The sequence below is a fragment of the Natronomonas salsuginis genome, from assembly GCF_005239135.1.
Classification (GTDB): domain Archaea; phylum Halobacteriota; class Halobacteria; order Halobacteriales; family Haloarculaceae; genus Natronomonas; species Natronomonas salsuginis.
In genome coordinates this window covers 310401-333393 of sequence record NZ_QKNX01000003.1, presented here as the reverse complement: position 1 = coordinate 333393, position 22993 = coordinate 310401, and the positions used below count along the sequence as shown (strand labels likewise).

Annotated in this window: 22 protein-coding genes; 8 read left to right on the top strand and 14 right to left on the bottom strand. The window is 66.1% G+C overall.

The genetic code is table 11. The annotated features are described in order from the left end of the window. Positions 1-8: 8 nt before the first annotated feature. Genes DM868_RS10020 through DM868_RS10000 form a run of 5 tightly spaced genes read left to right on the top strand, consistent with a single transcriptional unit; the run spans position 9 to position 7700 of the window. Positions 9-5261, top strand: a complete 5253-nt coding sequence (locus DM868_RS10020; RefSeq protein ID WP_137276740.1) for an LAGLIDADG family homing endonuclease — start codon at positions 9-11, stop codon at positions 5259-5261. After that, positions 5262-5516, top strand: coding sequence for a DUF7854 family protein (locus tag DM868_RS10015; protein WP_137276739.1), 255 nt, complete (start codon positions 5262-5264; stop codon positions 5514-5516). Between the two features lie 39 nt (positions 5517-5555). Continuing rightward, positions 5556-5894 (top strand): DUF7855 family protein, encoded by a 339-nt coding sequence (locus tag DM868_RS10010; protein WP_137276738.1) that lies wholly within the window; start codon positions 5556-5558, stop codon positions 5892-5894. Further along, complete coding sequence (locus tag DM868_RS10005; protein ID WP_137276737.1) at positions 5891-7192, top strand: DUF7856 family protein; 1302 nt, start codon at positions 5891-5893, stop codon at positions 7190-7192. The genes DM868_RS10010 and DM868_RS10005 overlap by 4 nt, the downstream gene beginning before the upstream one ends. 25 nt (positions 7193-7217) lie before the next feature. Then, positions 7218-7700, top strand: coding sequence for a metal-dependent hydrolase (locus tag DM868_RS10000; protein WP_137276736.1), 483 nt, complete (start codon positions 7218-7220; stop codon positions 7698-7700). Here DM868_RS10000 and DM868_RS09995 read toward each other — a convergent pair whose 3' ends face one another. The 3 genes from DM868_RS09995 to dcd are packed head-to-tail and all read right to left on the bottom strand — an operon-like array spanning position 7701 to position 9888. Then, positions 7701-8399, bottom strand: coding sequence for a class I SAM-dependent methyltransferase (locus tag DM868_RS09995; protein ID WP_137276735.1), 699 nt, complete (start codon positions 8397-8399; stop codon positions 7701-7703). It abuts the gene before it with no gap. Further along, positions 8396-9295 carry a thiamine-phosphate synthase family protein gene (locus tag DM868_RS09990; protein WP_137276734.1) on the bottom strand — a complete coding sequence of 300 codons (900 nt, stop codon included), beginning with the start codon at positions 9293-9295 and terminating at the stop codon, positions 8396-8398. Before DM868_RS09990 ends, DM868_RS09995 begins: the two co-directional genes overlap by 4 nt. Next, positions 9292-9888, bottom strand: a complete 597-nt coding sequence (dcd, locus tag DM868_RS09985) for a dCTP deaminase (protein ID WP_137276733.1) — start codon at positions 9886-9888, stop codon at positions 9292-9294. The genes DM868_RS09990 and dcd overlap by 4 nt, the downstream gene beginning before the upstream one ends. Before the next feature lie 112 nt (positions 9889-10000). Between dcd and DM868_RS09980 the strand changes: the two genes are divergently transcribed. Both DM868_RS09980 and DM868_RS09975 read left to right on the top strand, forming a co-directional pair. Then, positions 10001-10462, top strand: coding sequence for a DUF7109 family protein (locus DM868_RS09980; protein WP_137276732.1), 462 nt, complete (start codon positions 10001-10003; stop codon positions 10460-10462). A gap of 21 nt (positions 10463-10483) precedes the next feature. Then, on the top strand, positions 10484-11083 hold the full coding sequence (locus DM868_RS09975; protein WP_137276731.1) for an NUDIX hydrolase: 600 nt from the start codon (positions 10484-10486) through the stop codon (positions 11081-11083). Positions 11084-11116: 33 nt separating this feature from the next. Here DM868_RS09975 and DM868_RS09970 read toward each other — a convergent pair whose 3' ends face one another. Further along, positions 11117-13294 carry an ATP-dependent DNA helicase gene (locus tag DM868_RS09970; RefSeq protein ID WP_137276730.1) on the bottom strand — a complete coding sequence of 726 codons (2178 nt, stop codon included), beginning with the start codon at positions 13292-13294 and terminating at the stop codon, positions 11117-11119. 65 nt (positions 13295-13359) lie between these two features. Then, positions 13360-13521, bottom strand: a complete 162-nt coding sequence (locus DM868_RS09965) for a preprotein translocase subunit Sec61beta (protein ID WP_137276729.1) — start codon at positions 13519-13521, stop codon at positions 13360-13362. Positions 13522-13614: 93 nt separating this feature from the next. On the opposite strand from DM868_RS09965, the gene DM868_RS09960 reads away from it, so the two are divergent. Continuing rightward, complete coding sequence (locus tag DM868_RS09960; protein WP_137276728.1) at positions 13615-13881, top strand: thioredoxin family protein; 267 nt, start codon at positions 13615-13617, stop codon at positions 13879-13881. A gap of 4 nt (positions 13882-13885) precedes the next feature. Here DM868_RS09960 and argF read toward each other — a convergent pair whose 3' ends face one another. The 9 genes from argF to DM868_RS09915 all read right to left on the bottom strand — a co-directional run bounded on the left by argF (position 13886) and on the right by DM868_RS09915 (position 22938). Then, complete coding sequence (gene argF, locus DM868_RS09955) at positions 13886-14779, bottom strand: ornithine carbamoyltransferase (protein WP_137276727.1); 894 nt, start codon at positions 14777-14779, stop codon at positions 13886-13888. Between the two features lie 3 nt (positions 14780-14782). Then, positions 14783-15889 (bottom strand): [LysW]-lysine hydrolase, encoded by a 1107-nt coding sequence (locus DM868_RS09950; RefSeq protein ID WP_137276726.1) that lies wholly within the window; start codon positions 15887-15889, stop codon positions 14783-14785. Then, a complete protein-coding gene (locus tag DM868_RS09945; protein WP_137276725.1) occupies positions 15886-17013 on the bottom strand; it encodes an aspartate aminotransferase family protein in 1128 nt (375 codons plus the stop codon). Before DM868_RS09945 ends, DM868_RS09950 begins: the two co-directional genes overlap by 4 nt. A gap of 13 nt (positions 17014-17026) precedes the next feature. Further along, positions 17027-17848, bottom strand: a complete 822-nt coding sequence (locus DM868_RS09940; RefSeq protein ID WP_137276724.1) for an acetylglutamate/acetylaminoadipate kinase — start codon at positions 17846-17848, stop codon at positions 17027-17029. Beyond that, positions 17845-18888, bottom strand: a complete 1044-nt coding sequence (gene argC / locus DM868_RS09935) for an N-acetyl-gamma-glutamyl-phosphate reductase (RefSeq protein ID WP_137276723.1) — start codon at positions 18886-18888, stop codon at positions 17845-17847. Before argC ends, DM868_RS09940 begins: the two co-directional genes overlap by 4 nt. Next, positions 18885-19748 (bottom strand): lysine biosynthesis protein LysX, encoded by an 864-nt coding sequence (gene lysX, locus DM868_RS09930; RefSeq protein WP_137276722.1) that lies wholly within the window; start codon positions 19746-19748, stop codon positions 18885-18887. Before lysX ends, argC begins: the two co-directional genes overlap by 4 nt. A 128-nt stretch (positions 19749-19876) precedes the next feature. Then, positions 19877-20059, bottom strand: coding sequence for a lysine biosynthesis protein LysW (gene lysW / locus DM868_RS09925; protein WP_137276721.1), 183 nt, complete (start codon positions 20057-20059; stop codon positions 19877-19879). A gap of 172 nt (positions 20060-20231) precedes the next feature. Beyond that, positions 20232-21734, bottom strand: a complete 1503-nt coding sequence (gene argH, locus DM868_RS09920; RefSeq protein WP_137276720.1) for an argininosuccinate lyase — start codon at positions 21732-21734, stop codon at positions 20232-20234. Positions 21735-21738: 4 nt separating this feature from the next. Beyond that, positions 21739-22938, bottom strand: coding sequence for an argininosuccinate synthase (locus DM868_RS09915; RefSeq protein ID WP_137276719.1), 1200 nt, complete (start codon positions 22936-22938; stop codon positions 21739-21741). Between the last annotated feature and the right edge of the window lie 55 nt (positions 22939-22993).

Genomic DNA, 22993 nt, shown 5'->3' with positions numbered 1-22993 from the left:
TACGCAGAATGGCTCGCGCGGAAAACACGGAAGTCATCGACAAGTTCGAAGGGTTCTACCGGGACTACTACCGCAACGAGATCGGCCAACTCGCCCAGAAGTACCCGAACGAGAAGCGCTCGCTGTACATCGATTGGGACGATCTCTACCGGTTCGATCCGGATCTCGCGGACGACTTCGTCGCCCAACCCGACCAGATGCGCGAGTACGCCGAGGAGGCGCTCAGACTCTACGATCTGCCGGTCGACGTGAAGCTGGGTCAAGCGCACGTGCGCGTCCAAAACCTCCAGAAAACGACCGGCATCCGCGACATTCGCGCGCGCCACCGCGGCCAGCTCGTCGAGGTGACGGGGATCGTCCGGAAGGCGACCGACGTGCGCCCGAAGGTCACCGAGGCGGCCTTCGAGTGCCAGCGCTGCGGCACCCTCACGCGCATTCCGCAGACCTCCGGCGATTTCTACGAACCACACGAGTGTCAGGGCTGTGAGCGGCAGGGCCCCTTCGAAATCAACTTCGACCAGTCGGAGTTCGTCGACGCGCAGAAACTCCGGGTACAGGAGTCCCCGGAGGGACTCCGCGGCGGCGAAACGCCGCAGAGCATCGACGTCCACATCGACGACGACATCACGGGACACGTGACCGCGGGCGATCACGTCCGCGTGACGGGCGTCCTTCACCTCGACCAGCAGGGGTCGAACCAGGAGAAGTCCCCCATCTTCGACGTGTACATGGACGGGATGTCCGTCGAGATCGAGGACGAGCAGTTCGAGGACATGGACATCACCGACGAGGACAAAAAGCGGATCATCGAGCTCTCGAACGAGTCCGACATCTACGAGAAGATGATCGCCTCGATGGCCCCCTCGATCTACGGCTACGACCAGGAGAAGCTCGCGATCATCATGCAGCTGTTCTCGGGCGTGACGAAGCATCTCCCGGACGGATCACGGACGCGGGGAGATCTGCACATGCTCTTGATCGGTGATCCCGGTACGGGTAAGTGCGCGAAAGGGGACACGAGAGTTACACTTTCGGACGGGAGCGAAGTTCCGCTCAAAGAACTCGTAGAATCGAATCTCGACGATCCAAAACCGATAGACGACGGCGTCTACGACGAGGTCGATTTTGCGGTCCCGTCGATGAGCCACGACGGCGTTCTCAGACATCAACGCGCGACGAAAGTATGGAAACGCGAGACGCCAGAACGGATGTATCGAGTCGAAACAGCAACCGGACGAACGTTGGAAGTGACGCCGAGCCACCCATTGTTCGTTAGCTCTGACGGGGGTATTCGTGCCCGTCAGACGAAAGATCTGGAGGAAGGGAAGTTCATCGCCGCACCGCGCTCGTTACCGGTGGCGGGCGATGACACCCTCGACGTTTCCTACCGCAGATCGAAATCGAACAACGCCGTTCGGCTGGAGGCACCCAATAAACTGACACCCGAACTCGCCCGGTTGATCGGCTATATCGTCGCGGAGGGGTACGTCGAGCACCGCGACGACAACACGGGCGGCATCTGGCTGACGAACAACGACGCAGAGATACTCGATGATGCGGCATCGGTCTTCGATCAACTCGGAGTAAACTATTTCGAACGGAAACCACATGGTAAAAAGACTGCGAACGAACTGGTCTGTTCGTCCGGAGAGCTCGTTCGATTCCTCGAAAGCATCGAGCCGGCAATGCTCGAAAGCTCCGCCGAACAGCGCGTACCACCAGTGGTATTCCGTGCCACGCGCCCCTGTAAAGCAGGATTCTTGAGAGCGTACATCGATGGTGAGTGCACGGTTTCGGATACGGAACGCGAACTCTCGGTTGCCTCGACGAGTCGGGAACTGTTAGAGGGCGTTCGAAGCCTGTTGCTTTCGTTCGAGATTCAAGCACAGTTACAATCGAGGGCAAACGGAAGTTATCGACTCAGGATCAGCGGTCAGGATTTCGAGCGGTACAGAGCTGAGATAGGGTTCGTCACCAACCGAAAATCCGATGCAGCCTCGGCGTTCGAAGAGGTTTCCGTGAACACGAATACGGACATCGTTCCGAACGTCGGCAACGAGCTGCGAGAGATTCGAGAGCGGCTCGAACTGTCGCAGTTCGACTGCGGGATTCCGCGAACTACGTACCAACATTACGAGCAGGGTGACAGAAATCCGAGCCGTTCCAGCCTCCGTACGGTTCTGCGTGCCTTTTCGAAAAGGCTCGACGAGTTATCGGAGCTTCGCGAGTCCGTTTCCGCTGGTAATTGGAACACCATCGTCGAGAGCCGGGATGAGCTGAACATCTCTCAGGCCTCGTTAGCCAGCGGGATGGGCGTAGAGCAGTCCGCCGTGAGCTACTACGAACGAAACGAAGTCGTTCCGGACGGTGGACGCGTGGCTGGTGCGGAAGAGGCCGTATTAGAGCGGATCGACGCGGCGTTGTCGGTGAAGGAAGCTATCGAACGACTTCGGGCGCTCGTGGATAGCGATATCGTCTGGGATCGGATCGACTCGATCGAACCCGTCGACCCTGATTACGACTGGGTTTACGACCTCGAAGTCGAGGGAACCCACAGCTACGTCTCGAACAACGTCATCTCGCATAACTCCCAGCTACTCCAGTACGTCCGTAACCTAGCTCCACGGTCGGTTTATACCTCTGGTAAAGGTTCGTCCAGTGCGGGACTCACCGCCGCCGCGGTTCGCGACGACTTCGGCGACGGCCAGCAGTGGACGCTGGAAGCCGGCGCGCTCGTGTTGGCCGATCAGGGAATCGCCGCTGTCGACGAGCTAGATAAGATGCGCCCGGAAGATCGCTCGGCAATGCACGAAGCGCTCGAGCAGCAATCATACCACCCTGACACCGAAATCCTGCTCTCAGACGGTCGACGCATCAATATCGGGGACTTCGTGGACGAGCGGATGCAGGCGCAACCCGAGGCGGTCGTCGACGGCATCGACTGTGAGATCCTTCCGATCGACGGTGTCGGCGTTCACTCCGTCGATTTCGACACCAACGAGACGAGCAAGCGTCCCATCGATCGGGTGAGCCGTCACGAGGCTCCTGACGAGTTCATCCAGGTAACGTTTTCGAACGGACGATCCGTGACCGTGACGCCCGAGCATCCGATGTTCGTCGACGATGGAACCCAAACGGGAACGATTCCGGCCAGGGAGATGGTACCGGGGACCTTCGTACCCGCACCGCGAAAGCTTCCAAACTCGAGTGCGGCGGTCGAGCTCGACCCGGAAGCGCACGTGGGGAAAGAAAAGGACGTCCGACTCCCGGAGACGCTAACCGGTGATCTCGCAGAAGCGCTCGGATTCCTCGTCGCCGAGGGGCACTCATACGCTGGCTCGGCTCACGAGATCGGCTTTTCGAACCAAAACGAGCGATTGTTGGATCGGATGGCCGACCTTATGTCGTCGGTGTTCGGAATGAAAAGCTCCCATACGACAAACGCGGCTGGAACGGTAACAAAACGATGGATCTCGACCAAACTGTACCGCTGGTTCGAGCGGAACTTTCCGGAGTTCATGCACACAGCACGCGATAAACGGATTCCGGCGCAGGTGCTCGGGAGTTCCGAAGAGAACATCCGCCGCTTCCTAGTCGGGGCGTTCGCCGGGGACGGGGGCGTCGAAAGCGAAGCGATGTCGTTTTCTACGGCGTCGACAGGACTGGCGAGAGATTACGCTGACGCACTCTCGAAACTCGGTGTTAGCTCCCGAATTCACTACGACATCGCGGAGGACTCTTGGAAAGTGTACGTGATGGGCGATTCGACCGAACGATTCGTCAATCGGGTCGTCGAAGCCGCGGACGAGCGCTACGACGACGCCGCTGCGTTCGTCACGAGGAGTAACGAGACGTTGCGGCACCACGACGTACTGCCGACAGGTGCAGCTAAAGAGATCAGAGAGCTCAAACGGTTACTCGGTGTCCGGCTTACTGGTCGGTTTAAGCCGCATCTCGACGAGGGATACGGCGTCCAGATTGAAACAGTCCGAAAAGAACTCACAGGGCTTCGGGAGCGAGCGGAGGAGATCGAAAGGAGAATTCGAACGGCAAAAACGCTTTCCGAGGTTCGCGAAGTCGTCGGTTGGTCGGGTCGGCAACTGGCGGAGCGACTCGACGGCGAAACGACGAGCGCGATACACTACGCCGAGAGCGGTGGATACGATCAAAAGCGACGAACGAGACTGGCCGAGCTAGCGAAAAAAGCCATCTCAGAGGCTCTCGAATCGTTCGACAAGCGGGCATCTGACCTCGAAGAACGCTGCGAGCTTCGATACTACCGGGTGCGCGATGTAAAGATAGTCCCGAACGAGGGAGAGCACGCCTGCGAGTGGGCCTACGACGTGACCGTCGAGCCAACGAACACCTTCATCAGTCAAGGCGTCGTTCTGCACAACTCGATCAGCGTCAGCAAGGCAGGAATTAACGCCACCCTCAAATCTAGATGCTCACTTTTGGGCGCTGCGAACCCCAAATACGGCCGTTTCGATCAGTACGAGTCGATCGGCGAGCAGATAGATCTGGAGCCGGCGCTCATCTCGCGATTCGACCTGATCTTCACCGTCACGGATCAGCCCGACGCCGAGAAGGATGGAAACCTGGCGGATCACATCATCAACACGAACTACGCGGGTGAACTGTTCACCCACCGCGAGAACACGACGACGTCGAACGTCACCGAGGAGGAGGTCGAGAACGTCACCGAGAACGTCGAACCGGAGATCGACGCGGAGTTGCTTCGCAAGTACATCGCCTACGCCAAGCGGAACTGCTATCCGATGATGACCGAGGAGGCGAAAGTCGAGATACGGGATTTCTACGTCGATCTGCGCTCGAAGGGCCAAGACGACGACGCGCCGGTACCGGTGACGGCCCGGAAACTCGAAGCACTGGTCCGGCTCTCGGAGGCCTCCGCGCGGATGCGGCTGTCGGATACGGTCGAGCGCGAGGACGCCGAGCGCGTCATCGAGATCGTCCGATCGTGTCTGCAGGACATCGGCGTCGATCCCGAAACCGGCGAGTTCGACGCGGACGTGGTCGAGACCGGCCGGAGCAAGAGCCAGCGCGACCGCATCAAAAACATCAAATCGCTGATCGCGGAGATCGAGACGGAGTACGACGAGGGCGCGCCGATCGAGACGATATTGGATCGCGCCGAGGAGATCGGCATGGAGCGATCGCAGGCCGAACACGAGATCGAGAAGCTCCGCCGGCAGGGCGACGTGTACGAACCGACGACGGACCATCTCCGGACGGTGTAGATGGACCGAATCGCCACCCTCCGCCGGATCGAAGGAGCGCTGTCGGCGCTGGAAGCCGGCGAAGTCGACCTGGAGACCTGCGAGCGGCAGATCCGAGCCGCGGTTCGAACGTTCGCGACGGAGTTCGACGGCGAGCTTTCGGCGTATCGCTCGGACGAGGGGACGATCGTCGTCGCCGCCTCGGAGCGGGAGGCGAGAGATCGGATACGAGCGTTGACGGACGCCGATGCACCGACCGTTCGGCCGCTCGAATGAGGGCGTACGTTTAAGCTCGAAACGCGTCCAGTGAGTACCGTGTTGTTGGTCGTGACGTACTCGCAGGGCGCTCGAACGTCGCTCCGAAACGCGTGTCGGACCCACCGAGGGAGTGTCGTCCGCCGACTGGGGCGGGCGGCGCTGCTCGACGACACCGAGCACGGTGCCTTTCTCGCGCTCCGGCTGCGCGAAAAGCATCCGGACGACGTGCAGGTGGAACGAACCGAGCCGTTCAACGAGTTCCGCGACGTCCGCGAGCCGGTTCGCGATGCCGCGCGGGCGTACGAGAACCGTTCGAACGAGCACGTCGCCTACGCAAAGTTCGCGGTCGGTTCACCGCACCCGGATCCGGCGGCGATGAAGCGACGAGAGCTGTGAGCCTCTACGACCACGTCGGCGTCGTTGCGCCCGGGCTCTCGCTTCGCCGGGTGGACGCGCTCGCAGCAGTCGCGCGATCGCTGGACGTCGAGACGAGCGTCGATACCGAGCGCCGCGAGACGCGATCGAAACTGGAGGGACTTGCTGAGCCGGTGCCGTCGCGAACGGCGGGCCGCCGACGAGTCGCGGAGACGGCCACCGAGCTCGAATCGAAACGCGAGCGCGTCGCGACGCTCCGTGGACGATTGCAGGAGGCCGATGACGGCTCCCTCCGCGACGAGTATCGCGATGCCATACGGGAGCTGTCGGAGGCCGAAACCGACCACGTCGCCGCGAAAGAGGCGCTCGCCGAGGCCAGACGCCGTGCCCGAGCCGTCCGCGATTCGAGGGAGACACGGCTCCGGCTGGAGGACCGGCTCGGAAACCTGCGCCGAACGGCGCGCCGAGAGCGGCTCGAAACGGTCGAGCCGATGGTAGACGCCGCGGTGGCGAAGGTCCCCGACAGCGACGCCGAAAGGTACGCCGACGCCGATCCGATCTCGGCCGCGCTCGCGCTGATTCGTATCGGCCGGGTCGAACCGCCGATCGTGTTGGCCTGTGGACGGTTCGAGAGTCGCCGTGAAGCAGCGCGGTGGCTGGACGCGTCGGTGTATCGGATCGCTCCCGAGCCCCATGAGTTTATCAACGAAGGGGCCGCCAGACGGCGTATGCCGACGCTGACGGTCGACACCATCGAGGCCGAACGGGTGACCTTCGTGGAGGTCGTGATCGAGGCCGAGCGTCCCCACCGAATCCGGCTCGAACCAGCGTTCGACGGCACGATCTGGCCTCCGCGAATCGACGGCGAGCCGCTCGGCGGGTGGGACGACACCGGGGTGACGACCCGAATCGCCGCCGGACGAACGCCCGTGGGGTTCGCCACGCCGGTTCGACCGACGCCGCCCGCGGTCGAACTGGTCTACGCTGAACCGTGTACAGATGGCGTCCCGGACGGGATGGCTGGCTGGATCGACCGCATCGAGGACCGCCTCGAAACCGCAGAACGGATCGAGCGAGCCGACTGCCTCGCGTCGGCGACCGAGTCGATGGCCGCCGTCGGCGGCGTATCAGGCGTCGAGACGCTCGCGGCGGAGATCGCCAGGGACAGACGGCTCGCGGCGCGGCTCTCGATCGTCCCCGACGATCTCAGCGAACGCCTCGACGCCGTCGATGTGCCGGCGACGACGCTGGCTCGAATCGCGCGGTCGTCGGAGCCGCCGAGCGCCGTCGCGTCGGCGCACCCACCCCCGGAGCGTTGATACGGTTCGACGCGAAACGGAGGGTATGTACCGGTGGGGACACGTCGGAGCGGCGCTGTTCGTCTACGGACCCGTCGGCGCGGCGTTGAGCCGCGGCGCCGACCCGTGGCTGGCGGCGTTCGGCGCTGCCGTCGCGGTGGCGTGTTCGACCGCTCCCGACGCGGACGAGCTGTTGCCGATCGACCACCGGGGGCCGACGCACACGATCTGGTTCGTGCTGGGTGGGACGGCGGTCGTCGCGTCGATCGCCGGCGTCGCCGGCGCACCGATCGGCCGACAGGTAACGGTGGCCGCGACCGCCGGCACCGCGGCGGCGCTCTCGCTCGGGTCACACCTGCTCGCCGACAGCATCACGCCGATGGGGATCCGGCCGCTGTATCCGCTCTCGGCGTGGCACCACAGCTTCGACATCACGCCGGCCGCGAACCCGCGCGCCAACACGTCGATGCTCGGCGTCGGGCTCTCGTTCGCGCTGCTGTGTCAGGCGATCGCGCTCGGGATACCGTAGTTAGCCCGCTCGGTGATCGATTTCAGCCGCCTCGACGGTGCCGGCAAACAGGCCGACGAAGCCGAGCCCGAACGTCTCGAAGGTTCGATCGACCGTTCGGTCGGCGAGCGCCGTTCGAGACGCCTCGACGCGGCGCGTCAAGGGCTCATCGAACCGGCCGAACGGGGCCGAGAGCACGTCACCGAGACCGCCGTCCGGAGCGCCCGCCGCGACGAACGCCCTGAACAGCGGATTGAGCGGCCGTCCGCGCGGATCATCGCTCGTGGTCGCGTCGAGAACCGCGACGCGACCGCCCCCCGGACCGATCACCTTGCACCACCGATCGACGACCCCCGCCGGATCAGAAAGGAGCCCACAGACGAACGTCGCGAGGACGGCGTCGACACGCGCGATCGGCGGGACCGTCGCATCGCCGCGGACGACGGCGACGTTGTCGTACCCGTCGACCCGATCTCGGGCGCGATCGAGCAGCGGTCGAGCGATATCGACGCCGATCACGTACCCGTCAGGCCCGACTCGGTCGCCGAGATACGGCAGGTTCGCGCCGGTCCCACAGCCCATCTCGACGACGACGTCGCCCTCGGTCGCGGTCCGTTCGGCGGCGGCGCGACGCCATCGAGCCACCCCCGGCGCGGTCGCGAGACGGTCGTACAGCCCGGCCCACCGACCGTAGAAATCGGCGATATCGCGGGCCGTCATCGCGCGACGTGCCGAACGGCCTCGACGACCGCGGAGGCGTCGGCGTCGAGCAGATAACAGATCGGCTCGATCCCGAAGCCACCGGTCTGATAGAGGACGTCCGCGTCCGGCGTCTCGGCGAGGGCGTCGGCGACGGCGGCCTCGAGGTCAGCGTCGGCGTCGAACTCGGCGACCACGTAGCCGGCCGATTCGAGCGCGTCGATCGTCTCGGCGTCGTAGCTGACGTTGAGCGCCGCGCGTGCGTCCGATCCGGCGGCGCGGGTGGCGAGTAGGAGCGAGGCGACGTGCGCCGAGACACCGAACTCCGGATCGCCGGGCACGGTCGCGCGACCCTTGATATCGAGGATCCGTCCGGGGACGCCCGCGACCTCGTCGATCGTCGTCGCGCCGGGGAGCGCCTCGACGAGATTCGATCCCACAGCGGGGATGAGCGCGGCGAAGCCGCTCGTATTTTCGAGCGTTCTGACGCCGCGTCTGACCGACGACCTGACACGTTCGGTCATCCGCAGTTCACCCTCGGGGTCGTGAATGTCCAGCGGCCCGTCGTACGCCGCGATCGGCGGATACGCAGCCTCGTGGCGGCGGGCGAGCAGATCGCCGCGTTCGAGCCGCCGGATCAACACCTCGGTCTCGACGAGCGCCTGAACGCGGCTCATATCGCCGGACGAAAGCCCTCCAGCGAGTCGTTCGACCAACTCTATGACGCGATCGTCCGACTTGATCGCGTCGTTGACCTCGACCTCGCCGTGAGCGTACTTCGAGACGGCGCTCTGGCTGATCCCGAGCAGGTCGGCGACCTCGCTTTGAGTCCGGCCGCGCTCGCGGAGCGCGCCTGCGAGCATGGTTCGAAACGTCGGGAGGAACTCCTCGACGACGACCTCCTCGATGAATTTCATCGCTCCAACTGTTCGCCGCCGAACTCCTCGTCCGACTGGATCCGCGACGCTTGCGGGCCCGTCTGATCCTGATACTTCGAGCCGCGGTCGCTGCCGTAGGGCGACGACGCGGCGCTTTTCAGCTCCGTGAAGATCACCTGCGAGATGCGCATGTCGGGGCTCAACGCGACCGGTGCCGTCCCGAGGTTCGACAGTTCGAGGGTGATCTGGCCGCGGTAGCCGGGATCGATGATACCCGCGGTCGCGTGGATGACGATCGCGAGCCGGCCGAGCGAGGAGCGCCCCTGAACGGTCCCCAGGAGATCCGGCGGGATCTCGACGCGCTCTTTGGTCGTCCCGAGGACGAAGTCGCCGGGGTGGAGGATGAACTCCTCGCCCTCCTCGACGTAGGTCTCCTCGACGTACTCGCCGACTTCCCCTTCGCGGTTCGGGTGGATGCAGGAGATGTTGGTGCGCTGGAACTCCAGGAACTCCCGGCCGAGACGGAGGTCGATGCTCGCCGGCTGGATCTGTAGTTCCGGATCGGCGAGCGGTTCGACGACGAGATCACCGTCGGTCAGCCGCCGCCGGATGTCGGTGTCGGAGAGGATCATATCCCGACAGGGGTCCCCGAGACCTTAAAATCGAACGGTCGGGCGCGGGGCGGTCGGCGCGTTCCGCGCCTCCTCCGGAACGTTCACGGCGATCGGCGGCGGAGAACCGGACATGTTCACGCCCGACGAGGTTGCCGGCGTCGTCGATCTCTTCGGGGCGTTGACCCGCGAGCAAGCGAATGCCGCGCTCTCGGAGCTCGCCTACCGGCGCGGCGAGGAGCCGCCGGAGGACGCCATCGACGACGCACTCGCGGCCTTCGCGCTCGTCGGTTTCGACCACGATGGGGATCGGCTCGTGGCGCCCGGACCGGCCGCCTTCCCCGAACTCCCCGAGGGCGCGGAGGACCTCCCGCACATTCTCGACATCGACGGCGGCGTGGTCGACAGGGCGGCAATCGCCGACGCGGCGGTCGATCGACTCCGGACGGAAGCAGTCTGTGCGGCGACCCTCGACGCGAGCAACCGGGCGACGGCGCTTGTCGATATCAGCTACGACATCGAGACGTGGGGCGGGCCCGACCTCGCGGCGATCAGAGCGCTCCTCGACACCGTCCGAGATGGGACGAACTATTAACGTCGACGGTTTATGTTACCCATGGACTGGGAGCGGGTCGTGAACTACGGACCGGTCGAAACCGTCGAGGGGGACAGGGAGGCGGCCGTCCTCGTCCCGGTCATCACCCGCGCCGACGGCGAGTACCTGCTCTTTACGAAGCGCGCCGACCATCTCGGCGAGCATCCGGGACAGATGAGCTTCCCCGGCGGGGGGCGCGAACCCGACGACGACAGCCTCGAAACGACTGCGAAGCGCGAGGCCCTCGAGGAGATCGGACTCGACCCCGAGGCGGCCGAGATCGTCGGCCGCCTCGACGACATCCCGACAGTGTCGAACTACGCGGTCCGACCCTTCGTCGCGCGGATCCCGGACGCGGAGTACGTCCCAGACGAGCGCGAGGTCGCCGAGATCGCGATCCTGCCGGTCGCAGCGCTTACCGACCGCCGAAACTACGAGTCAGAGCGACGCGATCACCCCTTCTACGACGACATCCGGGTCCACTACTTCCGCGTCGACGGCTACACGGTCTGGGGGGCGACCGGCCGGATGTTGGTGCAGTTTCTCGAACTGGCCACCGACTGGCGGATGCCGGCCGAGCCGGATCGCGTCGTCGATCCCGACGCCGAGTATCCGGTGTAGAGACGCGCGACTCGGCCGGATCGCACGGGGCGATCACGGGGCCGGCGGCGACCCGTCCCAGGCGTCCATGTCGGTGTAGAAGTTCAACATCGCGAACTTCAGTTTCGCCGGCGCGATGTCGATATGCTCGTCGCGCTCCTCGGGCGGGAAGCTGGGGTAGACGCTGTACTCGTCCAGATCGTGGCGCTTCGAGCCCGTGTAGCGCTCGTCGACGAGCACGCGAACGCCGAAGTCCTCGGGCGAGCGGACGACCCGGCCGAGCGCCTGCCGCGTCTTCCGAACGGTTGGAATCTCGACGGCGTACCGCCAGCCGGCGTCCCCGTCGTCCGCGTCGCCATCACCGAACGCGCCCTGATAGGCGCGCTGGACGGCCTCCATCCGGTCGTCGAGGTGTGGATACGGGACGCCGACGACCAACACGCTTCGGGCGTCGTCGTCGTCGAAGCTGACGCCCTCCGCCAGCGTGCCCCAAAGCGACGTGAACAGGACCGAGTCGTCGTCCGCGATGAACTCCTGTCGGAGCTCCTCAGCGCGAGTTCCCGGTCGGTCGAGATACGGGGTCGATTCGCCCGAAAATCGGTGATAATACCGCTCGGCCTCGGCGTAGCTCGGGAAGAACGCGAGGGTGTTGCCGGGGGTGAACCGGACGGTGTCCTCGATGACGTCGCCGATGGTCGCCTGCACCCCGGGATCATCGCGCTGGCTGGCGAAGAGCGCCGGTGTCTCGACAGCGTAGGTTCGCCGCCGCGACTCGGGGAACTGCTCGCCGTAGGCCATCGTGAGCGGGTCGTCGAGCCCCAACACGTCCTCGGTGACGTCGAATGGCCGAAGCGTCGCGCTCATGAGGATCGTCGAGTGGAGCTCCTCGAACAGCGGTTCGGTGACCTGTCTCGGCAGGCAGGTGTACAGCTCGGCGCGGCCGACGACGCCGGTTTCGGTGCGCCGGACGCCCATCACCGGGTACTGGCCGGGCTCGACGCTCGACTCCATCCATCGCTCGATGAACGCCGCCGCCGTGAGCGTCGGACAGTCCTTTCGTGTCGTCTCCTCGCCCTCCTTGTAGGCGCGCTCGTAGCGGCGGTCCAACTCCTCGCCGAGCGCGAGCGCCTGCTCGAGATCCACCTCGAACCCCTGTCCCGTGTAGTTCTGGAGGAACGAAACGGAGAGGTCGTCCCGACCGGTGTCGTTGTCGATCGGCACGTCGGTCCACTCCTCGTCGACCGCCTCGCGGTCGCCGAAGCCGAACGACGCCTCGTACGTGTCGACCAACGCGTCGCGGAACGTCCCGATGACGTTCGTTGCCGGATCCGCGCGCGCGTCCTCGGCCCCGTCGAGTTCGTCGAGCGCGCCGTCGATGGTCCGCTCGGCGAGCGTTCGTGTTGCGTGGTCGCGGGCGGCGTCGGCGACGTTATGCGCCTCGTCGAAGACGACGACGATATCCTCCGGATCGCGGCCGAGCCACCGGAAGAACTGTTCTCTGATCATCGGATCGAGCAGGTGGTGGTAGTTGCAGATGACCAGATCGACGCCCTCCATCCCGTCTTTCAGCAGTTCGTAGCCACAGAGGTCTCGCTCGTGAGCGTACTCGTAGATCTCGTCCGGCGTCCGAACGTCGTCGTAGAGCCACCCGTAGAACGCGTCGGTGTCGCGAGCGAGGTTGTTGTAGTAGCGCTCGCAGATGTTCTGTTCGTCGCGGATGGCCTCGACCCCGATCTGGAGCTCTTCGAGCTCGTCCATCACCGACCCACGGGCCGCTGCCGCCTGGCCGTCGCCGGAGCGGCTCGCGTCGAGGAGTTCGCCCTCCCGTTGCTCCAACTCCTCGATATCCTGCTCTTTGTCGACCAGTTCGCGGGTCGTGTCCCGGAGCGCCTGACACTCTTCGTAGCCGACGTCGATGTGACACATCGATGCCTTCCCGCGGAAGACGACCGCACGGATCGGCTCCGCGTCGGCGATCGCGCGCGCTTCCTCGATGAACTGGCGGGTCTGTTGGTGGACGTTCGTCGTGATGACGACCGTCTTGCCCGCCGCCTGCCCGTACTCGAGCGCCGGCACGAGCGATGCGAGCGTCTTGCCCGTTCCGCAGGCTCCCTCAAAGAGCACGTCGCGCTCCTCGACGAGCGCCTCGCGTATCTTCCCCATCGCGTCCGTCTGGTGGTCGTACGGCTCGTCGTAGGGGAAATACCGCCGGTAGCCGTCCGATGTCGCCACGACTCGTCGTTCGTCGCTTTCGGTTAAAAGGGTTCGGCGGCCGCGGCGAAAGTGATCCGCGCCGATCAGGCCGTCGCGTTCAACATCAGTACGAGTACGCCCAAGAGGACCCCGAAGGCGACGACGGTCCGCGGATCCATCGTCGGCGTGTTGCTGCCGTCCGAGTCGAAGTACCGCACGAGACCAGCACTCGACATGAGTCCGCCGGAGTTTTGACCGCTGCTCATACGTCACGATTCGTCCCCGGCATCCTAAGCGTTTCGACCGATTTTCGTGCCGTTTGGAAAACCCTTATGCGCTCGGCTGGGATAGCGCTAGCCATGTCCGTCAGGCTCAAAGACTTCTACGCGGACTGGTGTGGCCCGTGTAAGACCCAGGACCCGATCCTCGACGAGATCGCCGAGGAGTACCCCGACGTCGAGTTCGAGAAGGTCGACGTCGACCAGAAACAGGACGTCGCGAACGAGTATCAGGTTCGATCGCTGCCGACGCTCATCATCGAAAACGACGACGGCGTCGTCGAGCGGTTCGTCGGCGTCACCCAACGCGACGATATCGAAGCCGCGCTTGGCAAAGCCGGTGCCTGAGCGCTCAGGCTAACAGGTACGTCAACAGCCCTTTCTGCGCGTGCAAGCGGTTTTCCGCCTGATCCCACACGATCGAGTTGTCGCTCTCCAACGCCGCGTCCGTCACTTCCTCGCCGCGGTGGGCCGGCAGACAGTGCATGAGGAGCTGATCGTTCAACAGATCCTCGGTCACCTGAAAGCCGGCGCGCGAGAAGGCGTCGAGCTTTTCCGCCCGCTCGGACTCCTCGCCCATGCTCACCCACACGTCGGTGTAGAGGACGTCTGCCCCGTCGACGGCCGCCTCGGGGTCGGTGACTACCTCGGGGGCGCTCCCGAGCTCGGCCGCCCGATTCAACACCGCGTCGTCGACCCCGTACCCCTCGGGCGTGGCGACGACGAGATCGAGCCCGACCAGCGCCGCGCCGAGGACGAACGACTGACAGACGTTGTTCCCGTCGCCGACCCACGCGACGCGGGCGTCGAACCCGTCGAAGCGCTCCCGTATCGTCAACAGATCGGCGAGCGTCTGGCACGGATGAGCGTCGTCGGTCAGCCCGTTGACGACCGGGACGGTGGCGTACTCGCCCAGCTCGACCACGTCGGCGTGATCGAAGACGCGGGCCATGATCACGTCGACGTACCGGCTCAGCGCCCGCGCGGTGTCGCGGACGGGTTCGCCGTGCCCCAGGTGGATGTCGTCGGGGCCGAGAAAGATCGCGTGCCCCCCCAACTGCGTCGCGCCGGTTTCGAACGAAACCCGCGTCCGCGTCGAGGGCTTCTCGAAGATCATACCGAGGGTCTTGCCGTCCATCGCCTCGGCGGTCTTGCCGCGGGCCGTCCGCTCCTTCAGATCGGTCGCGCGCGTCAGTACGTCGTCGAGTTCCTCGCGTGTCAGATCGTCGATGTTCAGGAAGTTCATAGGTTATGGCGTCAGTTCGGCCGCGACGGTCTCCAACACCGCCACGGCGCGATCGAGTTCTCGGAGTTCGAGGTGTTCGTTCGGTGCGTGATCCAGGTCCGAATCCCCGGGACCGTACGTCGCCATCGGGCAGTCCCACGCGCCGGCGTAGACGTTCATGTCGGCCGTCCCGGTCTTTCGGAGGAGACGCGGATCGCCGCCCGCCCGCCTGATCGCGACGCGAAAGGCACGCGCGACCGACGTTCTCGGGCTCTGCATCGTCGGTTCGACGGCGTCGGTCCAGTTGACCGTCCCCGCCGTGAGTTCGGCGTCGGCCAGCTCTCTGACCTCTTCGGTGGTGTAGCGCGGCGGCACGCGAAGCTGGGCGTCGAGCGTCGCCTCGACCGCCAGCCCGTCGTCGCTCACGCCGCCCTCGATCGCGACCGGCTTCGGCGTGACGCGCTCGAAGACCGGCACTTCGCCGGCGTCGTCGGCTTCGTCTCGTTGCTCCTTCGGAGCAACGCCGTACTCGTCGCCGTCGAATCTGTCCTCGACGGCCGACCACCACGCGATCGCCTCCTGGATCGCGTTGTTCTCCGGGCGGGAGGTGTGACCCGACTCGGAGGTGCAGAGGTAGGTGCCGCTGAGTATTCCTCGATAGCCGAGCGTGATGCCGTCCCAGCCCGAGGGCTCGCCGTTGACCACCGCGTCGGGCGCGTCGCGGTCTTCGACGAGGTGGCGCGCCCCGCGGGAGTCGACCTCCTCGCCGACGACGCCGACGAAGGAGACGCCCGTCCGGACGGCCGCGACGGCCAGCGCCGCGAGCGGCCCCTTCGCGTCCACCGAGCCGCGACCCCACAGTTTTGGACCGTGTTCGCCCTCCTCGATCTGGACCGGGATGTCGCCCGGCACCGTGTCGATGTGGGAGGTGTAGAGGACGCTGTCGTCGGCGGGCGCGCGAACGTTGCCGACCTCGTCGACGAACACGTCGCGGCCGTGCTCTTCGAAGAAGTCAACGAGCGCCGCGGCACACGCTTCCTCGTTGGGCGTCGGCGAGGGGATCGAGACGAGTCGTTCCAGCAGTTCGCGGGCCTCGGTGTCGGCGGTCGAGCCGGAGCCCGACTCGCTCACGCCAGCACCGCCTCCAGCGCGTCGAGGAGCGCGTCGGCGTGTTTCTTCTCGACCGTCAGCGGCGGCAGCAGTCGGAGGACGGTCCGGCCGGCCGGCAGCGCCAACACGCCGTGGTTCAACGCGAGGTCGCGCAGCAGCCGGTTCGAGCCGCGCTTGACCTCGATGCCGATCATGAGGCCGTGGCCGCGAACCTCTCGGATATCGTCGCCCATGCGCGTGTCGATACCGTCGCGGATGTACGCGCCCATCTCGGCGGCGTGGGCCGGCAACGACTCCGATTCGATCACGTCGAGGGTCGCCCCGGCGGCCGCCGAGACGACCGGCCCGCCGCTGAACGTCGAGCCGTGGTTGCCCGAGTCCTCCGCGATCCAGTCGCGACACAGCGTCGCGCCCATCGGGAGGCCGCTCGCGAGGCCCTTCGCTGTCGTCAACACGTCGGGGACGACGTCGTACTTGTCGGCGGCCCACAGCTCGCCGGTGCGGCCGAGGCCGGTCTGGATCTCGTCGAGGATCAACGCGGCCCCCGAGGTCGCCGTCTGGACGCGGACTGACTGGAGGTACTCCTTCGGGACAGGGTTGATCCCGCCCTCACCCTGCAGGGGTTCGATGATGACCGCGGCGGTATCGTCGTCGATCGCCTCCGCCATCGCCTCGCTGTCGCCGTACTCGACGAACTCGACACCGCCGGCGAGCGGGCCGAACCCCTCCTTGTACTCGTCTTTCCACGTCGCCGCGAGCGCCCCCATCGTCCGCCCGTGGAAGGCGCGTGTCGTGGCGACGATCTTCGACCGGCCGGTCGCGTGGCGGGCGAACTTCAGCGCCGCCTCGTTCGCCTCGGTGCCGGAGTTACAGAGCCAGACGTTGTCGACGTCGCGCGGTGCCACGTCGGCCAACTGCTCGTAGAGTGCGGTCCGCGCGGCGTGTGGGTAGGAGGCCTGTACGTAGAACAGCCGTTCGAGTTGACTGGTCGCCGCGTCGACCACGTCCGGGTGACAGTGGCCGACCGGCGTGCAGGCGTAGCTCGCGCCGAAGTCGAGGTACTCGTTGCTCTTCGTGTCGTAGAGATACACTCCCTCGCCACGCTCGATGCCGATCGGTTTCTCGGAGAAGACGAAGCCGCTCATGATTGGTGTGGTGTCATTCGATCGCGCCGGAAGTTATGTGTGTGCCGCCGCCGTCGAGGGCCGAACGGATCGGCGATTCGGCGTTCGCGTCCGCGATGACGACGCGCGCTGCGCCGCCCTCGAGCGCCTCCGTCGCCGCCATCACCTTCCGGCCCATGAACCCCTCGGCGGCCGATTTCAGTTCCTCGTACGCGTCCGGGGTGTCGACGTCGTTGATGACCGTCGACGGGTCGTCGGGGTCGCGGTAGACGCCCGCCACGTCGGTCAGTGAGACGAGCGTCGCGTCGAGCTCGGCGGCGACCGCCGCGGAGGCGCGGTCCGCGTCCGTGTTCACGGCGACGCCGTCATCCGCCAACATCGGTGGCGAGGCGACCGGCGTGTAGCCGCCGTCCAACAGCGTCTCCAGCAGGTCGCCGTTGACCGACTGAATCGAACCGGAGTGGTCGCCGCGACGGATCTTCTTCTTGCCGTCTTCGAGGACGCGGACCGCGGACTTGCGCGGCCCGGTGAGCAGTCCGCCGTCGACGCCCGAGAGCCCGACGGCGTCGCAGCCCTCGTTCTGCAGGCCGGTGACGAGATCGGTGTTGACCCGGCCGGCCATCGCCATCTTGAACACGTCCATCGTCTCGACGTCGGTGAACCGCCCGACCACGCCCGAGGGCGTCTCGACGTACTCGGGCTCGATGCCCATGCGTTCGAGGGCGTCGTCGACGGCCGTCGAACCGCCGTGGACGACGACGACATCGGTGCCCTCCGCGACCAGCGCGGCGACATCTGCCAGCGCGCCCTTCGGTTCGACAGCGCGCGCGCCGCCGATCTTGACGACGACCGTCATGGCGCTCCCACCGGATGCATCCCGGTGAACTCCAGCCCGGCGGTCTCCTCGAGGCCCAGCGCGACGTTCGCCGCGTGGACGGCCTGCCCGGCGGAGCCCTTCATCATGTTGTCGATCGCCGAGAAGACGACGATCCGGCCGTTGCGCGGGTCGAGTTCGAAGCCGACCTCGGCAAAGTTCGAGCCGGCGACCGCCTTCGGCTCGGGGTAGCGGTAGACCCCGGAGCCGCCCGCGACGATGCGGACGAACGGCTCGTCGGCGTAGCTGCCGCGATACGCCTTCCAGAGGTCGGCCGTCGAAACCGGGTCGTCGGGGTAGACGTGACAGGTCGCGGCGGCGCCGCGGGTCATGTCGACCGCGTGGGCGCTGAACGACACCTGCGTGCCGAGGAACGCCTCGATCTCGGCCTCGTGGCGGTGACCCGTCGGCGCGTACGGCCTGACGACGCCTGAGCGCTCGGGGTGTGAGGAGGCCTCGCCGCCGCCCGCACCGCCCTCCGAGGAGCCGACCTTCACGTCGACGACGATTCGCTCGCCGCCCGACAGGACATCGGCGTCGAACAGCGGTTTCAGTCCGAGGATCGCCGCCGTGGCGTTACAGCCACCGGAGGCGATCAGGTCCGCGTCGAGGAGGTTCTCGCGGTTGAGTTCCGGCAGCGCGTACTCCGACTCGGCGAGCAGTTCGGGACGCTCGTGGCCGTCGTACCACTCGTCGTACTCCGACTCGGTGTCGAGACGGAAGTCCGCGCTCAGATCGACAACCGTGTCAGCGGCGTCTCGGAACGAATCGATGTGTTCCATCGAGACGCCGTGGGGCGTGCACGCGAAGAGCACATCGACCGACTCGAGCTCCTCGGGGTCCGAAAAGCGGAGGTCCATTCCGCGCAGATTCGGGTGGACCGAGCCGACCGTCTTGTTCCCGTAGCTCCGGCTCGTCGCCTGCGCGATCTCGAAGTCCGGGTGCCCGTACAGCAGTCGCAACAGTTCGCCGCCGGTGAAACCGCTCGCGCCGACGACGCTCGCGGTCAGAGACTCGGTCATGCGGTCACCTCGGCGAGCTGGGCTCGCGATTCGAGCCAGTCGACGACGATGGCGGGCACGTCGACCTCCGAGACCTCGTTGAGCGCTTTGAACTCGACGGTGTGGTTGACCTCGTGGACGGTGTAGGAGTCACCGGTCTCCATGAGGTCGACGCCGAGTAAGCCGCTACCGACGGCGTCGGAGGCGCGCTCGACGAAATCGGCCATCTCGTCGGTGATCTCGATTGACTCGGTTTGGGCCCCCCGCGCGGCGTTCGTCAGCCAGTGATCGGAGGATCGGGCCATCGCCGCAATCGGCTCGCCGTCGGTGGCGAGCACGCGGATGTCGCGGCCCGGCTTCTCGACGAACTCCTGGATGTAGAACACCTTGTGCTCGTAGTGGCCGAGGGTCTCCTTGTGTTCGAGGATCGCCTCGGCGGCATCCCGGGAGTCGATCTTCGCCATCAGCCGCCCCCACGACCCGATGACGGGTTTCAGCACGCAGGGGTAGCCGAACGTCTCGATGGACTCCATCGCAGACTCTTTGGTGAACGTGACCTCGGTTCTGGGCGTCGGTACGCCCGCCTCGGCGAGCGCGAGGCTGTTCCTGGCTTTGTCGGCGCAGATCGCCGCGGTCTCCGGATCGTTCACGACGGGGATGTCGTAGGCCTCGACGAACCGGGTGACGTACCGCGAGCGGCTGGTCGCGAGACAGCGATCGACGACGATGTCGACGTCGTCGAAGGCCTCGGGCGGCTCGTGGACGCTGAAGCGCTCCTTGCGGACGTCGATCTTCGTCACCTCGTGGCCGCGGTCGCGAAGCTCGCTCAACAGGAGCTTCTCGTCGCGGCGGATCCGTGAGTAGATGACGCCGACGTTCACGAGCGATCACCCCGTGATCGCTCGTGAGCTTGAGACGATGTCGTCGGCTCGGCGTTCACGTGGCGTCGACCCCCAACGCGACCTGAGATGCGGCGTTCGAACGGCGATCCGCGCCGACGTTCATCGCCTTACTCCCCCCAGTCCTCTTCCAGTTCGGGAGCCTCTTCGAGGACGACGGGGTCGACGGAGACGACCTCGAGTTCGGCACCCGTGATGGGGCTGTCGATTATCTCGCCGACCTCGACGTTGGCGGGGATCTCTATCTCGTCGCCCGTGATGGGGTCTTCCGCGGTGATCGTATCGTCTGCCATTGTACCGTATACTCCTCCACACACCTACTTAAAAGCTTCGAACTTATCAGAACTACATAATAACTAATACCGACACCTAACGGTGCAAGTGTCCCGATTAAGGGTTTAACTCCACATCAATGTCAGCTATATTTTATTTACTCGTGGAGCCGGGCCCCGTCGCAGTCGTCGGCTACGCACGGCGGGACACCTCCTCGTCGAGTCTGGATCCGGCGCGTCCGAGCGCCTCGCGGCGCTCTCGAAGCATCGTGCGGTCGGCATCCAGCCCGTCCGCGACGCGGGTCAGTTCGCGTTCGACCGTCGCGGGTGCCGGCCCGCCGACCGAATCCCGTGAGGCGACGCTCTGGACCGGATCGAGCGCGACCTCGACGGTGTCCCGATCGACGCGAGCGTCGAGCGGCGCGTCGAGCACGTCCTTCGCGGCGGCGTCGAGGGCCGCGTACGCGGCGTCGACGTCCGCGCCGCCACCCATCCGCTCGGCCGCGAGCGCGACCAGTTCGTGGGCGGTGCGGAACGGGAGCCCCTCCATCGCGAGCAGATCCGCGACGCCGGTCGCCGTCGAGAACCCCTCGGAGGCGGCGGCTTCGAGCGTCGATTCGTCCCACGCGGCTGTCGCGACCGCGCCGGCCGCGACCTCGGTCGCCTCGGCGACGGCGTCGACCGCCTCGAAGGCGTGCGGGTGGGCGCGCTGGAGGTCGCGGTTGTACGCACGGGGCAGGCCCTTCAGGATCGACAACAGCGCGTTCAGCCCGGCGGCCGCCTCGCCCGCCGTCCCCCGAACGATTTCCATCGTGTCGGGGTTCTTCTTTTGGGGCATGATCGACGACGTCGACGCGTAGGCGTCGTCCAACTCGACGTAGCCGAGGTTCGAGAAGACGACGAGGTCCTCCGCGAGCCCCGACAGCGTCGTCGCGAGCGCGGCGACCGCGGCGGTCGTCTCGACGAGAAAGTCCCGCGCCGAGGCGGCGTCCATCGAGTTGCGGACGAGGTCGTCGAAGCCGAGCAGTTCCGCGGTCCGCTCGCGATCGATATCGAACGGCGTCCCCGCGAAGGCCGCTCCGCCGAGCGGCGAGCGGTTGATCCGGCCGTAGGCGTCGAGCAGTCGCTCGGTGTCGCGCGCGAGCGCGGACTCGTACGAGCACAGGTAGTGTGCGACCGTCGTCGGCTGAGCCGGCTGGAGGTGCGTAAAGCCCGGCATCACCGTCCCGGTGTGGTCCTCGGCGACGTCGGCGAGCACGTCGCGGGCCTCGACCGTCGCCTCGGCCGCGTCGAGGACATCCTCGCGGAGCCGATACCGGATGCACGTCGCCACCTCGTCGTTGCGGGATCGGGCGGTGTGCATCCGGCCGCCGCGGTCGCCGATCCGCCGGATGACGGCCGTCTCGATGGCCGCGTGGACGTCCTCACCGTCGGGGAGGTCGGCGTGGCCCGCCGATTCGACGGCATCGAGCGCGCCGAGGATCGCGCTCGCGTCCTCGCGGTCGATGACGTCCTGCTCGTCGAGCATCACGACGTGCGCGCGGTCGACAGCGACGTCGGCCGCGAAGATGCGCTCGTCGGCCGCGAGGCTCGAGAGGAACCCGCGGGCCGGGCCGCCGCTGAAGCGCTCGCGGCGGACGACGTCGCCGGAGCCGCCGGCCGAACCGTCGATCGGATCGCCGTCCTCGTCACTCATGGACTCACTCGTTGTGCTGACCGATCACGCGGTTCGCCAGACGCTCTTGGAACCCGTGGTACTTCGCGACCCCCGTCGCGTCGCTCTGCTCGATGCTCCCCGTGATGTCCTCGGTGTTGAACGAGGCCGCCTCCGCGGAGTACACCGCGTACGGCGAGGATCGGCCGACCGGGCGGGCCTGCCCGCCCTCGAAGCGGATCGTCACGCTGCCCGTGACGCGGGTCTGCGTCTCGGCGATGAACCCCTCGAGCGCGCGGACCAGCGGCGCGTTGACGAGGCCCTGATACCCCTTCTCGGACCACTCGTGGTCGACCCGCTTTTTGAACGCGCGCTCCTCCTTCGTCAACACGAGGTCCTCGAGCGCGGCGTGGGCGTTGAGCAGGGTCGTCGCCGCCGGGTGCTCGTAGTTCTCTCTGACCTTCAGTCCGAGCATCCGGTCCTCCATGATGTCGGAGCGACCGACGCCGTAGCCGCCGGCGAGGTCGTTGAGTTCCTCGATGAGCGCGACCGGCTCCATCTCGTCACCGTCGAGACTGACCGGGTAGCCGTCCTCGAAGCCGACCTGGATCTCGAGCGTCTCGGCGGTCGGCGCGGTGGTCCACTCGTAGATGTCCTCCGGCGGAACGTAGCTCGGCTCCTCGAGCTCCGAGCCCTCGATCGAGCGGCTCCAGAGGTTCGTGTCGATGCTGTATTTCCCCTCGTCACCGCCCTCGATCGGAAGGTCGCGCTCCTCGGCGTACTCCTGTTCGAACTTTCGCGTCAGCCCGAGTTCGCGGACGGGGGCGATGACCTCCAGATCGGAGTCGCGCCAGACGGCCTCGAAGCGCAGTTGGTCGTTGCCCTTCCCGGTCGAACCGTGTGCGAGGCCGGTGCAGCCGTGTTCTTTCCCGACCTCGAGGATCGCGGTGGCGATCACCGGGCGCGCGAGGGCGGTCCCGAGCGGGTAGCCCTGATAGGAGGCGTTCGCGCGAACGGCGTCGAAACACAGCTCGGCAAACTCGGCTTTCGCGTCGACGACGTAGTGGTCGAGGTCGAGCGCCTCGGCGGTCTCCTCGGCCTCGGCGAACTCCGCTTCGGGCTGACCGACGTCGACCGTGACGCCGATCACTTCGTCGTAGCCGTATTCTTCTTCGAGCAGCGGTACGCAGACGGTCGTGTCGAGCCCGCCGGAGAAGGCGAGTGCGACGTGTTCGGTATCTGACATTGTGTGGTTGGTTGGGGACCGTCGGCCGGACGGTCATCGTTGAAATCGGGGCGAG

Bases quoted from the DNA above. Each gene is read 5' to 3' on its own strand.
- DM868_RS09915 (WP_137276719.1), bottom strand. From the start codon at position 22,938: ATGTCAGATACCGAACACGTCGCACTCGCCTTCTCCGGCGGGCTCGAC.
- DM868_RS09965 (WP_137276729.1), bottom strand. From the start codon at position 13,521: ATGAGCAGCGGTCAAAACTCCGGCGGACTCATGTCGAGTGCTGGTCTC.
- DM868_RS09995 (WP_137276735.1), bottom strand. From the start codon at position 8,399: ATGACGGCCCGCGATATCGCCGATTTCTACGGTCGGTGGGCCGGGCTG.
- DM868_RS10020 (WP_137276740.1), top strand. From the start codon at position 9: ATGGCTCGCGCGGAAAACACGGAAGTCATCGACAAGTTCGAAGGGTTC.
- DM868_RS09980 (WP_137276732.1), top strand. From the start codon at position 10,001: ATGTTCACGCCCGACGAGGTTGCCGGCGTCGTCGATCTCTTCGGGGCG.
- DM868_RS09945 (WP_137276725.1), bottom strand. From the start codon at position 17,013: ATGAGCGGCTTCGTCTTCTCCGAGAAACCGATCGGCATCGAGCGTGGC.
- dcd (WP_137276733.1), bottom strand. From the start codon at position 9,888: ATGATCCTCTCCGACACCGACATCCGGCGGCGGCTGACCGACGGTGAT.
- lysW (WP_137276721.1), bottom strand. From the start codon at position 20,059: ATGGCAGACGATACGATCACCGCGGAAGACCCCATCACGGGCGACGAG.
- DM868_RS09940 (WP_137276724.1), bottom strand. From the start codon at position 17,848: ATGACGGTCGTCGTCAAGATCGGCGGCGCGCGCGCTGTCGAACCGAAG.
- DM868_RS09990 (WP_137276734.1), bottom strand. From the start codon at position 9,295: ATGAAATTCATCGAGGAGGTCGTCGTCGAGGAGTTCCTCCCGACGTTT.
- DM868_RS09975 (WP_137276731.1), top strand. From the start codon at position 10,484: ATGGACTGGGAGCGGGTCGTGAACTACGGACCGGTCGAAACCGTCGAG.
- argH (WP_137276720.1), bottom strand. From the start codon at position 21,734: ATGAGTGACGAGGACGGCGATCCGATCGACGGTTCGGCCGGCGGCTCC.
- argC (WP_137276723.1), bottom strand. From the start codon at position 18,888: ATGACCGAGTCTCTGACCGCGAGCGTCGTCGGCGCGAGCGGTTTCACC.
- DM868_RS09960 (WP_137276728.1), top strand. From the start codon at position 13,615: ATGTCCGTCAGGCTCAAAGACTTCTACGCGGACTGGTGTGGCCCGTGT.
- argF (WP_137276727.1), bottom strand. From the start codon at position 14,779: ATGAACTTCCTGAACATCGACGATCTGACACGCGAGGAACTCGACGAC.
- DM868_RS10000 (WP_137276736.1), top strand. From the start codon at position 7,218: ATGTACCGGTGGGGACACGTCGGAGCGGCGCTGTTCGTCTACGGACCC.
- DM868_RS10015 (WP_137276739.1), top strand. From the start codon at position 5,262: ATGGACCGAATCGCCACCCTCCGCCGGATCGAAGGAGCGCTGTCGGCG.